We start from the raw sequence: 13593 nt of genomic DNA on the forward strand, positions 1-13593 counted from the left end.
GATTGAGCCATGGCGATCAAACAATTACTAAAGCGCACCAGTGGTTGGCTCTACCTCAATTCGCCGGTCGGGCGTAGTCAGCTGCAAGGCGCCGGGGTAATCCTGATGTTGCACCGGGTGCTGGCCGACGATCAGGCCGCCGCCCTGCCCCACCGCAATGAATTGTGCGTCGGGCCCAAGGCGTTCGAGCACTTGCTGGCGTGGCTGAAAAAACACTTCGATTGCGTGCCGCTGATGGAGATTCTGCACCCGGGCAAAATCCGCTCGGACCGGCCGAAAATCACCCTGACCTTCGATGACGGCTGGCGTGACAACGCGGTGAATGCCTACCCGCTGCTGCAAAAATACCAGGTGCCGGCGAGTATTTTCCTCTCCACCAATTTCATCGGCAGCCGTCAGCGGTTCTGGTGGGAAAGCATCGGTGAAACCTTGTGGGGCAGCCACGGTGAGCCCGCCCGAGTGCGCTTGATCGAGTCACTGCAACAGGCTGGCCGCCCCTTGCCGGTGCGGTTCACGGAACTGGATGAGGAACGCCGCAGCCTGGCGCTGCTGCATTTTCTGCAAAGCCTGAAAAGCCTGAGCCCGATGACGTTGAACCAACTGACCGATGCCTGCCCGGACGAGTCGTTGCCCCAGGCGCTGGACTGGCATCAGGTGCGTTCGCTGGAAGCTTCCGGGTTGGTGCGTTTCGGCCCGCACGGCGCCAGTCACGCAATCCTTACCGGCCTCGACGATCAACGCTTGCATGAAGAGCTGAGCCGCAGCCGCGATGCCCTGCAACACGGTTGCAACCGGCCGTTGCCGGTCTATTGCTACCCCAACGGCGACAACGATGCGCGAGTGCGCGATCAGGTCGCCTTGCATGACTTCCCGTTTGCATTGGGCACCGGCACCGGGATTTATCGCGGCAGCGAAGACCCTTTGAACCTGCCGCGTTTCGGCGTCAGCCAACGCGTGGCGCGCAACCCACAACTGCTGTCATGGCGTTTGTATCGCGGGGCCCGCGCATGAGCCGTAGCCATTACCTCAAGCACCTCGCCCTGAGCATGGGCACCAAACTGGCGATGATTGCGCTGCGTTTGCTGCGCAACGTGTTGCTGGCGCGGATTCTCGGCCCCAGTGAACGCGGCTTGTTTGCCCTACTCAGCACCCTGCCTGACCTGATCAGCGCCGCCACCAGCGGCGGGCTGAACTCGGCGGTCGGGTATCAAGCGGCCAAGCAGCGGCCGATGGGTTTGCTGCTAAGCCAAGTGTTGGTGTTCGGCTGTCTGCTGGCGGCAATGTTGACCTTGCTGGTGGTGGCGCTGGTGCGCGAATTCGGCAGCGAACTCGACATCACCACGCAACTGGGCCTGCTCGCCTGGCTGCTGTTGCTGGCGGTGCCGTTGACCGTGCTCAAAAGCGGGTTGCTGACACTGCACAACGCCTCGGGCGGCGTGGTTGCGTTCAACGCCTTGCGCCTGGTGGAATCCCTGGCGCCGCTGTTGCTGTTCCTCGCGCTGTTCTGGATGTGGAAAGAGTCGGCCCTCGAAGCGGCGCTGATCAGTTGGCTGGCGGGGATCAGTCTGGTGGTGCTGGCGGGCTGGGTCTGGCTCAAACGTGATCAACCGCTGAAGTTGCAATGGGACCGCGCCAGCCAGAACGAACTGCTGCGCTACAGCGCTCGCAGCCATCCGGATCTGTTGTTCCAGCAAGTGATTCTGCGTTCCGATTACCTGTTCATCGGCGCCCTGCTCGGCAGTACCGCGCTCGGTCATTACGCCATGGCCAGCGCCGCCGCCGAGTTGCTGCTGATCGTGCCGGAAGCGGTCACCACGCCGCTGATGAAACGCCTGCTGCAACAGGAAGAAGGCATCGACAAGGTCACGCCGCTGGCGCTGCGCCTGACCGCGACGGTGATGCTCGGCGCCTGCCTGACCATGGCGGTGATCGGTGAATGGCTGATCGTCACGCTGTTCGGCGCGGCGTATCAACCGGCGTATCCGGCGTTGCTGGCATTGCTGCCGGGCCTGCTCGGCCTGTGCTATGCAAGCATCCTGCGCCTCGATTTGCTGGGCAAAAACCGCCCCGGCACCATCTCACTGTTGATGGGCCTTGGCGCCCTGCTGAATCTGGCGCTGAACCTGATCATGATCCCGGCATACGGCATCGTCGGCGCGGCGGCCGCTTCGTCCATCGCTTATCTGGCGGTCACCATCGCGCTGCTGGTCATGTACTGCCGCTTGAGCGGCGTGCCGGTGTGGCAAACCCTGATCATCCTGCCCAGCGACGTGGCACCGATGCTGCTGATGCTGCAACGGAAATCGGCATGAGGCATTTCGCGCTGCTGGTGAGCCTGGGTCTTTCCCTCGACGCCTACGCCGGGCCGATGCGCTGGGCGGACATTCGCGACGGCAGCTTGTACCTGCAACCGGAGCGTCCCGACACGCTGACGGTGCGCTGGACTCCGGCGTGGCAAGCGGATGCCAACGAAGAACAGCTGTACCTGCTCGACGGCAAAGGCAAGCTTCAGGCTGAACGCAAGATTGCCGCCAGTGAATTGAGCGGCACCCAGAGCTGGCCGCTGGTGCCAAACGCCGCCAGCTATCAACTGGAGATTCCGGGTTACAGCTTTCGCCGCTACAAGGTTGAACACGACGACAGCACCGTGGCGCTGTTCGCCCCGGCCAAGGTGCATTTCAGCGCCGAAACCCATGACGGCGACGAGTTGTTTTTCAAGGTCGCGCCGGGTGAACACGCGGTGCTGGCCGGTAAGTTCCACGGCGGCGTCAGCGTCCTGCAAGCGCAACGGGTAAGCGACGGCAAACAGGTGTCGGTGGCGCTGAAACCTTATCGGGCCTATTGGCAGTTCGATCAGGTCGAGTTACCGGTCACCTCAAACGAACAAGTGTGGCGCCTGCGCCTGCAAGGCAGCGGCAAAGTCGCGTTCTGGCTCGACGGCACCGCCAACCTGTTCGCCCAGGACCCGCAGCAGCTCAAACCGCTGCGCGAAGACGCAGGTGATGTGCGCCTGACGCTGGGCAAAGACGTGCTCGGCCCGACGCCGAACCTCGGCATCGCCCTGCCCTACGTGATGCCGCCGCCCTCCAGTTATGCGGTGCTCGATGCGCTCAAGCCGCAAGCCGGCGCCTACTACACCTTTGTCGACGTCACCGCGAAAAAGCCGCAGTACGAAGATGCGTTCCGCCAGGTGTATCAGGACCGCTTCGGCATTTATCAAGACATCACGCTGTTGGCCGGCAGCCAGCGCCAGGCCGATTTGCGCGCCGACACCATGAGCAACACCGGCCTCGACGCCTGGCTCGCCTCGACCCGCGCCCTCGGTGGCAAGGGCACGCACTACATCGGTTTCGCTGACGAGCCGAATCTCAACTATTCGAGCTACGCCCAGTACCAAAGCATTTTCAATAGCATGGCCCGGCAAGTGCGCAGCAATCCGGCCAATGCCAAGGCCGGTGTGCGCATCGCCATGCCGGCCAGTTCACGACTGGTCAACGGTCCGTTCGCCGACAACGCCGCCGACAAGCGCGGCATCGATTGGGCCCGGCGTTTGCTGGCGGAATCGGGCGATAACGTCGATGCCCTCGCTTGGCACGAATGGATGATTCGCGACTTGCTGGCAACCCGGGTCTACCGTGACAGCGTGCGCCGCGCCGCCGATCTGGTTGGGCTCGATGGCAAGGGCCGACCACGCAAAGCCTTGTTGCTGGACCAGACCAACATGTCCAGCGGTTCCAGCCTGAGCCCCTACGATCAAGACACGCATTTCGCCTCGCTGTGGTGGGCATCTGTGGTCATCAACTCGTCCCAGGACGGTTTGCTGGAAATGCTCAACTGGTTCCAGGCCGCCGATGAACCGAACTACCCCAAGGGCATGTTGAAAGTCCTCGGCGACGATCACTTCGAATTGAAACCGGTGGGTTTTGCCCAGCAGTTCATTCAGCAGCACTGGCTCGCTAACGTGATGCAAATGGAAAACAACGCCTTCGAAGTCGACGTACTGGCGATGGCCGACGACGTCAAACGCAGCCTGTTGGGGGTCAACAAAGGCAAGCGTTTGCAGCAGGTGAGCCTGGCCGGCATCACCTGCCCGCTGCTCAAAGGCTCATTGCGTTACTTCGGCGCGGACAACCGCAGCCGCGACGCGCCTTTCACCTGCCAGAACGGGCGCGTCCGCTTCGATCTGCCAGGGGAAACCCTGTTCGCTCTGGGCTGGAGCGCCTCATGAACACCCTGAATTGGTTTGCCGCGCAGGCCCTTGCCGCGCGATGCATCACTCCCAACACGGCCAACGCCGTCAGGAGACATAACATGAGTGCTTTGCACAAACTCAGTGAACAGATCAAACAGAAAGGCCTGAGCGCCACGTTGAAAAAAGTCTGGAAGCATTACGTGTTTTTCCACGAAGAACTGTTGTGGATGGAACGCGACCTGGTCAGCCCGGTGCCGCCACACAAGCTGCGGCCGTACCCGCCACTGCGGGTGGAAACCATTACCGCGCAGAATGCCGTGGCGTTCACCCGCTACTTTGGTGACCGCGTAGAGACCATGGCCGAACTGGCCCGCGAGGGTTACACCGGGCACATGCACCTGGACGATAAAGGCGATGCAGTGGCGTTTATCTGGGGGGCCGCGCGCAACTATCACGACAAGCATTACTACGGTTGCTGGTTCCCGGTGAAGGAAGGCGAGTTCTTCGAATTCGGCGGAGAACTGACCCGTGCGTATTGGGGCACCACGCTCTCGGTGGACGTGCAACTGGAACTGTGGAAAGCCATGCAGGCCCAGGGCTGCAACAAGGTGGTGGATGTCTGCGAGTCCCACAACATTCCGGCCCTCAAGCTGCACATGCGCATGGGGTATCAGGAGCAAGGGCGGATCATGAACGTGTACAGCCTGTTTGGCTGGCGCTTCTTCCGCGAAACCCGTTACACAGGCTCGCGTCTGGATGCCTTGCGCAAACCGGCCCGTGAACCTGTCCCAGCCTCGGCGACCTGACCTTATGGCGGCACGATTGGAATGGCGCACCTCACTGTGCGCCGCTGACTTCCCGGCAGCGGCTTACGAAGCGCTGCGTCTGCGGGTGACGGACCACACGCCGTTCAACACGCTGGCCTGGATGGCCGCGTCTGAACAGGCTTTGACTGCCGGGCAGCACCTGCACGTGCTGCTGGGCTGGCAAGGCAATGAGTTGCAGTTGTGCCTGCCGCTGGTGGCGTCCGTCGAGCGGTTCGCCGGGTTGCCGTTTCGGGTGCTGCATCATTTGGGTTATCCCCTCGCCGACCGCCTCGCCTTGCTCACGAACCTGGACGCCGAGGATATGCGCAAGGCCTTGGTCGAGATTCGTCGACGGCTGCCCCATGCCTTGCTGCAACTCAATGAACTCCCGGAACCAGTTGGCGAGGAAAGCGTGCTGACGCAATGGATGACCCACAGCTCGACCGGCGAACGCCGACTCAGCTGCCGGGTGCCGGTGCACTTGATCAGCGAGGCCGACCATCAGGAAGTGTCCGGCGACCCGCGCTACAAACTGCGGCGTGCGCGTAAACGCATCGCCGCGTGTGGTGCTCAGGTTCGACGGATCACCCCGGACGCCTTGACCATGGGCCCTTTGCTGCAGGCCATCAGCGAAGTCGAAGCGGTGAGCTGGAAAGGTGACGAAGGCGTCGGGATTTTCTCTGACGAGCGTCATCGACAATGGATGGACCGCGCCTTCACCGCCCTCGCCGAACAGGGGCTGGTGCGGGTGGTGGTGCTGGAACTGGACGGCCGTTGCATCAGCTACCGTCTCGGGTTGCTGGAGCAAGGTCGGCTGTATGACTACAACCTGGCCTTCCTGCCGCAATACGCCGACCTGGGCAGCGGCCGGGTGCTGCTTGAAGAATGGATTCGCTGGGGGCTGGACGAGAACTGGCGCTGGATCGATGCCTCGCGGGTCAGCCTGGAAAACTCCAGCCATCAACTGCACGAACGCATGAGTGGACAGCTGGAGCACTGGCGCTGGAGTTTCTATTCCTGGCGCCCCAGCGGTCTCGCCTTGGGCCTGGCGTTGCGCTTCTGGCAGCGACTCAAACCGGCCTGGCAACAGTGGAAAGCCCGGCGTGCGGCAGCAGCGGTCAAACCCGCACCGGTTGCCGCGCCTGTCGCCAAAGCCGTCGAGCCGGCAAAAACCATCATGGAGAGCGAACATGCCTCGCCAAGTCATAGTCAACGCTGACGATTTCGGCCTTAGTGCCTGCGAAAACGCGGTGATCCTCGGGGCCTTTCAGGCCGGGGTCATCAGTTCCGCCACGGCCATGGCCAACATGCCGGCCTTCGAAGCGGCGTGTGTGATGGCACGGCACCCGATGCTCGAAGGGCGGATCGGGCTGCACTTCAACCTCACGTACGGGCGGCCCCTGAGCCGGTCGATTCTGGGTCGCCGGACGTTCTGCGACAGCGCCGGCGTGTTCGACCTCAACCTGCCCCGCCACCGTCTGTGGCTCAGTCGCCGGGATCGGGCGGCGGTGCTCGAAGAACTCGAAGCGCAATGGCAGCGGTGCCTGGACAACGGCGTGCGCCCCAGCCATCTGGATTCCCATCAACACGTACACAACATCTGGCCCATCGGTGAAATCGTCGCCCGCTTCGCTGCCCGTCAAGGGGTGCCGGTCCGGCTGGCGCGCAACCTTGGGCAAAACCTGAGCCTGCCCAAACGCGTGTTCAAGGAGTTGCTCAATCGGCGCTTAACCCATCTGGCCGGCGCCACCGCTGACTATGTGTGTACCCCGGTTGATCTGCGCAATGCGGCGCCGCCGCTCGATGGGTTGCTGGAAATTGTCGCGCACCCCAATCAGCTCGGTGCCGATTTTGGCGATGCTTATCTGGATCAGGGCGAGTCGTTGAGTGCCCTGCTGGAGCAACGTTTGCCGGGGGTGGAGCGAGTCGCCTACACCGTGGTGGGCAAGTCGTTCAGCGAGCGTGCGGAGGCCGTAATGGAATAAACACCACACGGATTTTTAACGCCTGAAAATGTGTCCGAACGGTTACATACGTTGAAACAAAAGGCCAGAGATGGCAGCGCCATTAAATGGCCACTGTGCGCTATACCCACACTACTTTCATCCACGCAAGACCATTCCTTCGTCAAGGAGGGCTTCATGAACGCACTCGACAAGCTTCGCGAACGCATCAAACAAAAAGGTCTGAGCCGCACGTTCAATACGCTGTGGAAGCGCTACGTGTTTTTCCATTGGGAACTGTTGTGGATGGAGCGCGACCTGGTCAGCCCGGTGCCGCCGCACAAACTGCGTCCCTACTCGGGCTTACGCAAGGTGATCATCACCCCGGAAAACGCCACGGCATTCGCCAAGCATTTTGGTGACCGCGTCGGCACCATGGCCGAACTCGCCGCCGAAGGTCACACCGGGCACATGTACCTGGACGACGAAGGCCATGCCTGCGCGTTCATCTGGGGCAGTACACGTGACTATCACGACCGTCACTATTACGGCTGCTGGTTCCCGGTCAAACCCGGTGAGTTCTTTGAATTCGGCGGCGAAATGACCCGAGCCTACTTCGGCACCAGCCTGTCGGTGGATGTCCAGGTCGCCCTGTGGGAAGCGATGCAGGCGCAAGGCTGCGACAAGGTGGTGGACACCTGCGAAACCCACAACATCCCGGCCCTCAAACTGCACATCCGCATGGGGTATCAAGAACAGGGGCGCGTGACTCACGTCTATGGTCTGTTCGGCCGCTGGCGCTTCTACCGCCAATCCACCTATACCGGCTCACGCCTGGACCCACTGCGCAAACCGGGCCGGCCAGTGGTGACGAGTGCGGCGCAGGCTTGATGTGTGCTTGAGCGTTGCGGTGTCAGTGACACCGCTTTCGCGAGCAGGCTCGCTCCTACAGGGGCCCCTCACCAGACATCAGTGACATCTGAACGGCCTTCTGCCATGGTTCACAGCATTGTCCATCTGCAGTCTGTGATCACAGCACGTCAACAATGGGGGTCCGTCTCATGAGCAAAGCGTCCTACATTCCTCCCAAGGTCTGGAAAAACAACGCCCCGTCTGGCGGCGAATTCGCCAACATCAACCGGCCAACCGCCGGACCGACCCATGACAAGACCTTACCGGTCGGCAAGCACCCGTTGCAGTTGTACTCACTGGCCACGCCCAATGGGGTGAAGGTGACCATTCTGCTGGAGGAGTTGTTGGCGCTTGGGCATACCGGCGCGGAATACGACGCCTGGCTGATCCGCATCAACGACGGCGATCAGTTCTCCAGCGGCTTTGTCGAGATCAACCCGAACTCCAAGATCCCGGCGTTGCTGGACCATAGCGCGAAGCCGCCCATCCGCGTGTTCGAGTCCGGTTCGATCCTGCTGTATCTGGCGGAAAAATTCGGCGCTTTCCTGCCCACCGATGTGGCAGGACGCACCGAAACCTTGAACTGGCTGTTCTGGCAAATGGGCGCAGCGCCCTACCTGGGCGGCGGCTTCGGGCATTTCTATGCCTACGCGCCAGAGAAACTTGAATACCCGATCAACCGCTTCACGATGGAGACCAAGCGGCAGCTGGATGTCCTCGATCGCCGACTGGCCGAAAGCCCCTACCTGGCGGGCGATCACTACACCATCGCCGATATTGCAGTCTGGCCTTGGTACGGCCAACTGGTGCGGGACAAGGTGTACTCGGCGGCCGAGTTTCTGTCTGCACACGAATACACCCACGTGCAACGCTGGGCGGAGGAAATTGCCAAGCGACCTGCGGTCCTGCGCGGGCAGCGCGTCAATCGTACGTGGGGCGATGAGGAAAGCCAGGTGCCTGAACGGCATGAGGCGGATGATTTGAACCGCTGAAAATCCGGGCTCTCAGGTTTGATGGCTGACAGATAAACCGTGGTGCGGTCATCGCGAGCAAGCTCGCTCCCACAGGGATCTACGCCGGACACAAACGCTGTGTCTCATGAAGGTCAAAACTGTAGGAGTGAGCCTGCTCGCGATGGCGCTGGCGCATTCAAAGCTGATGTGACTGAACGATTGCTATCGCGAGCAGGCTCACTCCTACAGGGGATTTTTGGCGGACATCCGACGGCGACAACGAGGAGTTTCTTCGTGCTATCGGCTATGTGGTAAAAGCACGTGGAATGACACAAATAGCCAAGGGCTCAGGTATGCGGCGCGAAAGCCTGTATAAGGCCTTCGCTCCGGGTGCAAAACCTCGTTTTGATACGGTCTTGAAAGTCATTCATGCCCTTGGAATTGATCGCTGCGCGCAGCCGGGTCATTCGGTAAATCACTCGGCTCACTGAGAGCCGCTTCTGACTACAGTGCTCGCCTCACCACCAACGAAAAACACATCGGCAACTGCGCCACCTGCCGCTCATACCGGTCATACACTTCCTCCCGATTCGAGTGCGGGTATTCCTTGAAGTGGCTGATCTGCAACCCTGCATCGAGGGCACCGGTGAAGATGTCCCCGAGGGTGTGAGCAAACCAGTAGGACGCCGCAGCCGGCTGTTCGACCTTGCCTTCGTACACAATCGGCTGATTCTGCACAAACGGTTCGCTGCGAAAATACGAGCTGTGCGGGCGATACGGATCGGCCGATTCAGGGTCGAACATTTCAAGGAACGGATGGGTTTCGTACACCACCAGCGCCCCGCCCGGCTTGAGGGTTTGCGCGACATGCTGCATGAACTCGCCGATGTCCGGCATCCAGTTCAACACGCCGATGGTGATCAGGGCCACGTCGAAACGCTGATGCAACGAGGTCGGTAACTGATGGATATCGGCTTCGATAAATTCAGGCTGATGGGGTGAGCGCGACGCCAACTCCCGCGCCTGATCGAGAAACGCGGCCGACTGATCGACGCCCACCACGCTGCGGGCACCCAGCGCATACAGCGAGAGACTTTCGCGGCCGTTGTTGCAGCCCAGTTGCACCACATCCCGGCCGTCGACGCCCACCTGTTCCAGCACGCCAGTCAACGTTGCATCCAGACAGGAAAAATCCCGCTGCCCCACGGCACTCACCAAATCGCGCCATTCGCAGGTGTCTTTGTGGTGTCGGGCGGAGTCATTCCACGCCTCGCGGTTGCTGGCGATGGCTTGTTCTTGTGTCGGCATTTCCATTGCACGCTCCAGATTCGGGTCTTGATTGACCGGCCCAAGTCTAGATCGGAGTGCTGAAAAAACCTGTTGGAATCTTGTAAACCGGGCATCGCGAACGCGTGCCCGCACGACAGCTATAGTTAATGACCTTGGGGAATTGCGCGAAAACCGAATGCACAGGTGTTGCCATGAAAAAATCCGATCTGATGCTGCTCACTGTCTGCCTGACACTGGCGAGCGCCGCCCACGCGGACGACAGCCTGACGCCGACCACCGACTACAGCAGTGAATTCAACTATTACGGGGCCGACCAGCCCTTCGCTCACCCGGTTCCCCCCTCCATGAACATCATTCCGCCGGGGTCGTACATCCCGACGTCGCCCCAAACTTTCGTGCCGGTTTCAAGCCAGCACGTGTTCTCCGACTCACGCTTGCCGACAATCGCCGATGCCTCCACCCGGGTGTTCATTCGCACCTACGATGCCGAGCATGGCGTCTATGTGAACGAGGAAGTCCTCGACCCGACCTGCCTGCTCGAATGCCTCAGCCGTCAGGGCCCGGTGCTGCAATAAGCGCTACCACTGGCGTTTATCCGGACGTGCCAGGCCGAGTTTTTCGATCCGGTAACGCAGCATGTCGCGGCTCAGGCCCAATAGCCGAGCGGACTTGGTAACGTTCCAGTCGGTCTTGTCGAGCATCTTGCGCACCATGTCGCGCTCGACTTCCGGCAGGTTCATCGACTCCGTGCCGCTGTAGACCGGACGCGGTTCATGGTGTTGCGGCTCATGCTGATACATCGGCGGGTCGTCCACCAGGCTCAGGCAGACGTTCAACTGGTGCGCGGCGATGGTATCGCTCTGAGCCAGCAGCACGGTTTGCTCGAGCATGTTGCGCAGCTCGCGCACGTTGCCCGGCCAGCTGTAGCTGAGCAGCAGCTCTTCGGCCTGATCGCTGAAATGCAGGTTCGGCTTGCCATAGCGTTTGCCGTGGATCGACAGGAAATGCCGGGCCAGCAGCAGGATGTCTTCGCCACGGGCATACAGGCGCGGCACCTTGATGGAAATGATCCGCAGGCGGAAGAACAGGTCACGGCGAAACTTGCCTTGCTGGACCATTTGTTCGAGGTTGCAGTTGGTGGCGCTGATCACCCGCAGATCGACCTTGCGCTCCTTCACCGCGCCGACCCGGCGAATGGTCCGGTCTTCCAGCAGCTTGAGCAGTTTGGCTTGCAGCAACAGGTCCATTTCACCGACTTCATCGAGAAACAGCGTGCCGCCATCGGCCGCTTCCACCAGGCCGGTCCGTCGGTCCTTGGCGTCGGTAAAGGCGCCTTTCTCGTGGCCGAACAGTTCCGACTCCACAAGGTTGGACGGGATCGATGCACAGTTGAATTCAATGAACGGGCCTTTGCTGCGCGGGCCGTCGAAGTGCAGTGCCCGCGCCACCAGTTCCTTACCGGTGCCGGTCTCGCCTTCCACCAGCACCGGCGGCAGGTCGGCGTTGGCCATGCGGCGCTCGGCGTCGAGCAATTGGGCGATGGTGTTCTTCAGGTAGTTCATCGGCGCCGATTCGCCGATCAAGGCCTGCACGCCGGACTTCTGCGCCTCGCGTTCCTGATAGAACGACAGCGTGCGCTCCATGCGGTCCGTGGCCAACGCTTTGTCCAGCAGCAGCTTGAGCTCGGGAAGGGCCACCGGTTTGGTGACGTAATGAAAAGCGCCCTCCTTCATCGCCACCACGGCATCTTCGACATTGCCGTAGCCGGTCATCATGATCACTTTCAGATCCGGCGCGCTGATGCGCAGCTTCTGGATCAGGTCGTGACCACTCATGCCAGGCAACGAGTTGTCGGTCAGCACCACGTCCGGGGCGAACGTACTCAATTGCTCCAGTGCATCTTCAGCAGAGTGGCAGACCGTCACCTCGAAGTCTTTGCGCTCCAGGTAGGTCTGAATATTCTCGGCGAGGATTTCGTCATCCTCGACCAGCAATATGCTGTGCTCCATATTCCCCTCCCGTTGCCACTTTAAAATTGAGACAGACGCGGGTTCCCTCCTGCTCCTGGCTGGTCAGGTCGACCGAGCCTTCGAAACGCTCCATTATTCGTTTGACCAGGGCCAGGCCTACGCCCAGCCCGCCTTGTTTGGTGGTGAAGAACGGCTTGAAGACCATCTGTTGCTGCTGCGTGCTCATGCCTTTGCCGGTGTCACTGAGGGTCATGCGCACATGGCCCGGCTGCGCCTGTTCGATCTCGACGGTCAAGTGGCCGCCCTTGGGCATGGCTTCGAGGGCGTTGGCAAACAGGCTATTGAGAATTTGCGTGAGCAGCACCTGTTGGCTGACGACCGGTGGGCAGGTTTGAGGTGTGAAGTGCACCTCCACGTTCGAACGTTTGATCAGCGCATCGAAGGCACTCAGGGTGTCATCGATGGCCAGCACCAGGTCGACCGTTTCGTAGTCGTCATTCATGGGCCGCAACGACACCAGCAATTCCCGAACCCAGCGTGACATGCGATCAACCTGGTTGATGATGTCGCCGATGTTCTTCTGCGCACTCTGGCTGGCGATTTCCTGGGCCAGTTCGGCGCTGGAGCGAATGTTCGCCAGCGGATTGCGCAAACTGTGCGCCACCGCCGAGGACATTTCCCCCAGTGCAACAAACGTCTCATTGGTAATCAGTTGCTGTTGCTGGCTCTGCAGCAACGTTGCAGCCCGACGAACAATCCAGAACAACCCAAGGTAAATGACCAGGCCGCCAAGTACTGTCGCGATCCAGATTGCCTTGAAACCACGCTGGATGCGCTCCACAAGGTCCACCGGTTCCTTATAGATCTCGACCATGGCGATTACTTTGCTTTTGTCGGCGTTGAACATCGGGATGTAGTTCTCGACGAACAGATATTTGGGCTCGCGCAACAGCATCTGTTCGGGACGCTCCTCGTCGATCTGGTGATAGCTGGTAGAGACGGTTTCCTTCATTTCAAAGGACTCGTCCAATTCTTCATCGCCTTCGACGCGCATGCCGATCATTTGTGGATTGGTCGACCAGACCACCGTGCGATCCAGGGCGTACACCACCGCCAGCAGCGTGTCCGGCAAGTGTTCGACATGATCGAGAAACTCTATGCGGGCCGCAGCACGGGCGCCTGGATTGACGTCGGAATAGGCGTTGTCATCGCGCGGATCGAGCATTTCGCCCATGGTTCTTGTGAGGGGGATGCCCGCGTGACGGATTTCCGCATCACCGATGGCCTGAATGAATTGCGCGGTCAGCATGGAGTCACGTTCGATGCTCTCATCGACGACAAAACGCGTGGACACATAGCCCAAACCCAGCGCCACGGCGGCGATGATCAGAAAGCTGCCCAGGGAAAACCAGCGCAGCAGATTGAACTGTCCCAACCGGTTTTGGCCCTTTGCTGCCGGCGTGACCGGCGCAGGTTCTTTTTGTTGTTCTATTGTCGCCATAGGGTTGTCCTGGATGCTCGTATCTA

General features: G+C 60.7%; 12 protein-coding genes and 1 pseudogene. 10 read left to right on the forward strand and 3 right to left on the reverse strand.

From position 1 onward, the window contains the following. Window positions 1-9 precede the first annotated feature (9 nt). The 9 genes and pseudogenes from AB4N43_RS05620 to AB4N43_RS05660 all read left to right on the forward strand — a co-directional run. Window positions 10-1011: a polysaccharide deacetylase family protein gene (locus tag AB4N43_RS05620; RefSeq protein ID WP_460153465.1), complete on the forward strand. Its 1002-nt coding sequence runs from the start codon at window positions 10-12 to the stop codon at window positions 1009-1011. Beyond that, window positions 1008-2312 carry a lipopolysaccharide biosynthesis protein gene (locus tag AB4N43_RS05625; protein WP_194939706.1) on the forward strand — a complete coding sequence of 435 codons (1305 nt, stop codon included), beginning with the start codon at window positions 1008-1010 and terminating at the stop codon, window positions 2310-2312. The genes AB4N43_RS05620 and AB4N43_RS05625 overlap by 4 nt, the downstream gene beginning before the upstream one ends. Next, window positions 2309-4228 (forward strand): hypothetical protein, encoded by a 1920-nt coding sequence (locus tag AB4N43_RS05630; RefSeq protein ID WP_194939707.1) that lies wholly within the window; start codon window positions 2309-2311, stop codon window positions 4226-4228. The genes AB4N43_RS05625 and AB4N43_RS05630 overlap by 4 nt, the downstream gene beginning before the upstream one ends. Before the next feature lie 83 nt (window positions 4229-4311). Next, window positions 4312-4998, forward strand: a complete 687-nt coding sequence (locus tag AB4N43_RS05635) for a GNAT family N-acetyltransferase (RefSeq protein WP_059181118.1) — start codon at window positions 4312-4314, stop codon at window positions 4996-4998. 4 nt (window positions 4999-5002) lie between these two features. Then, entirely contained in the window at window positions 5003-6217 is a 1215-nt protein-coding gene (locus AB4N43_RS05640; protein WP_460153468.1) for a GNAT family N-acetyltransferase, read from the forward strand. Beyond that, the gene (locus AB4N43_RS05645; RefSeq protein ID WP_027921368.1) at window positions 6189-6983 is read left to right on the forward strand and encodes a ChbG/HpnK family deacetylase; all 795 of its coding nucleotides are present in this window, start codon (window positions 6189-6191) and stop codon (window positions 6981-6983) included. Before AB4N43_RS05640 ends, AB4N43_RS05645 begins: the two co-directional genes overlap by 29 nt. 156 nt (window positions 6984-7139) lie before the next feature. Further along, window positions 7140-7832, forward strand: coding sequence for a GNAT family N-acetyltransferase (locus tag AB4N43_RS05650; protein ID WP_027921369.1), 693 nt, complete (start codon window positions 7140-7142; stop codon window positions 7830-7832). Window positions 7833-8002: 170 nt separating this feature from the next. Continuing rightward, window positions 8003-8845, forward strand: coding sequence for a glutathione-dependent disulfide-bond oxidoreductase (gene yghU / locus AB4N43_RS05655; RefSeq protein WP_194939708.1), 843 nt, complete (start codon window positions 8003-8005; stop codon window positions 8843-8845). Window positions 8846-9072: 227 nt separating this feature from the next. After that, window positions 9073-9297 (forward strand): annotated as a pseudogene (locus tag AB4N43_RS05660) (addiction module antidote protein); the annotation flags it as partial. Window positions 9298-9310: 13 nt separating this feature from the next. On the opposite strand, the gene AB4N43_RS05665 reads toward AB4N43_RS05660, so the two are convergent. Then, entirely contained in the window at window positions 9311-10120 is an 810-nt protein-coding gene (locus AB4N43_RS05665) for a class I SAM-dependent methyltransferase (protein WP_460153471.1), read from the reverse strand. A gap of 167 nt (window positions 10121-10287) precedes the next feature. Between AB4N43_RS05665 and AB4N43_RS05670 the strand changes: the two genes are divergently transcribed. Further along, complete coding sequence (locus AB4N43_RS05670; protein WP_027921372.1) at window positions 10288-10671, forward strand: hypothetical protein; 384 nt, start codon at window positions 10288-10290, stop codon at window positions 10669-10671. A 3-nt stretch (window positions 10672-10674) separates the two neighbouring features. Here the strand turns inward: AB4N43_RS05670 and AB4N43_RS05675 are convergent, their stop codons facing one another. After that, a complete protein-coding gene (locus AB4N43_RS05675; RefSeq protein ID WP_027921373.1) occupies window positions 10675-12105 on the reverse strand; it encodes a sigma-54-dependent transcriptional regulator in 1431 nt (476 codons plus the stop codon). Beyond that, a complete protein-coding gene (locus AB4N43_RS05680) occupies window positions 12074-13567 on the reverse strand; it encodes a sensor histidine kinase (RefSeq protein WP_027921374.1) in 1494 nt (497 codons plus the stop codon). The genes AB4N43_RS05675 and AB4N43_RS05680 overlap by 32 nt, the downstream gene beginning before the upstream one ends. Window positions 13568-13593 lie beyond the last annotated feature (26 nt).

It is taken from the genome of Pseudomonas sp. S2_B07 (assembly GCF_054668435.1).

What these genes read in the sequence shown, in the direction of transcription:
- AB4N43_RS05620 (WP_460153465.1), top strand. Translation starts at nt 10, where the DNA reads ATGGCGATCAAACAATTACTAAAGCGCACCAGTGGTTGGCTCTACCTC.
- AB4N43_RS05625 (WP_194939706.1), top strand. Translation starts at nt 1,008, where the DNA reads ATGAGCCGTAGCCATTACCTCAAGCACCTCGCCCTGAGCATGGGCACC.
- AB4N43_RS05630 (WP_194939707.1), top strand. Translation starts at nt 2,309, where the DNA reads ATGAGGCATTTCGCGCTGCTGGTGAGCCTGGGTCTTTCCCTCGACGCC.
- AB4N43_RS05635 (WP_059181118.1), top strand. Translation starts at nt 4,312, where the DNA reads ATGAGTGCTTTGCACAAACTCAGTGAACAGATCAAACAGAAAGGCCTG.
- AB4N43_RS05640 (WP_460153468.1), top strand. Translation starts at nt 5,003, where the DNA reads ATGGCGGCACGATTGGAATGGCGCACCTCACTGTGCGCCGCTGACTTC.
- AB4N43_RS05645 (WP_027921368.1), top strand. Translation starts at nt 6,189, where the DNA reads ATGCCTCGCCAAGTCATAGTCAACGCTGACGATTTCGGCCTTAGTGCC.
- AB4N43_RS05650 (WP_027921369.1), top strand. Translation starts at nt 7,140, where the DNA reads ATGAACGCACTCGACAAGCTTCGCGAACGCATCAAACAAAAAGGTCTG.
- yghU (WP_194939708.1), top strand. Translation starts at nt 8,003, where the DNA reads ATGAGCAAAGCGTCCTACATTCCTCCCAAGGTCTGGAAAAACAACGCC.
- AB4N43_RS05665 (WP_460153471.1), bottom strand. Translation starts at nt 10,120, where the DNA reads ATGGAAATGCCGACACAAGAACAAGCCATCGCCAGCAACCGCGAGGCG.
- AB4N43_RS05670 (WP_027921372.1), top strand. Translation starts at nt 10,288, where the DNA reads ATGAAAAAATCCGATCTGATGCTGCTCACTGTCTGCCTGACACTGGCG.
- AB4N43_RS05675 (WP_027921373.1), bottom strand. Translation starts at nt 12,105, where the DNA reads ATGGAGCACAGCATATTGCTGGTCGAGGATGACGAAATCCTCGCCGAG.
- AB4N43_RS05680 (WP_027921374.1), bottom strand. Translation starts at nt 13,567, where the DNA reads ATGGCGACAATAGAACAACAAAAAGAACCTGCGCCGGTCACGCCGGCA.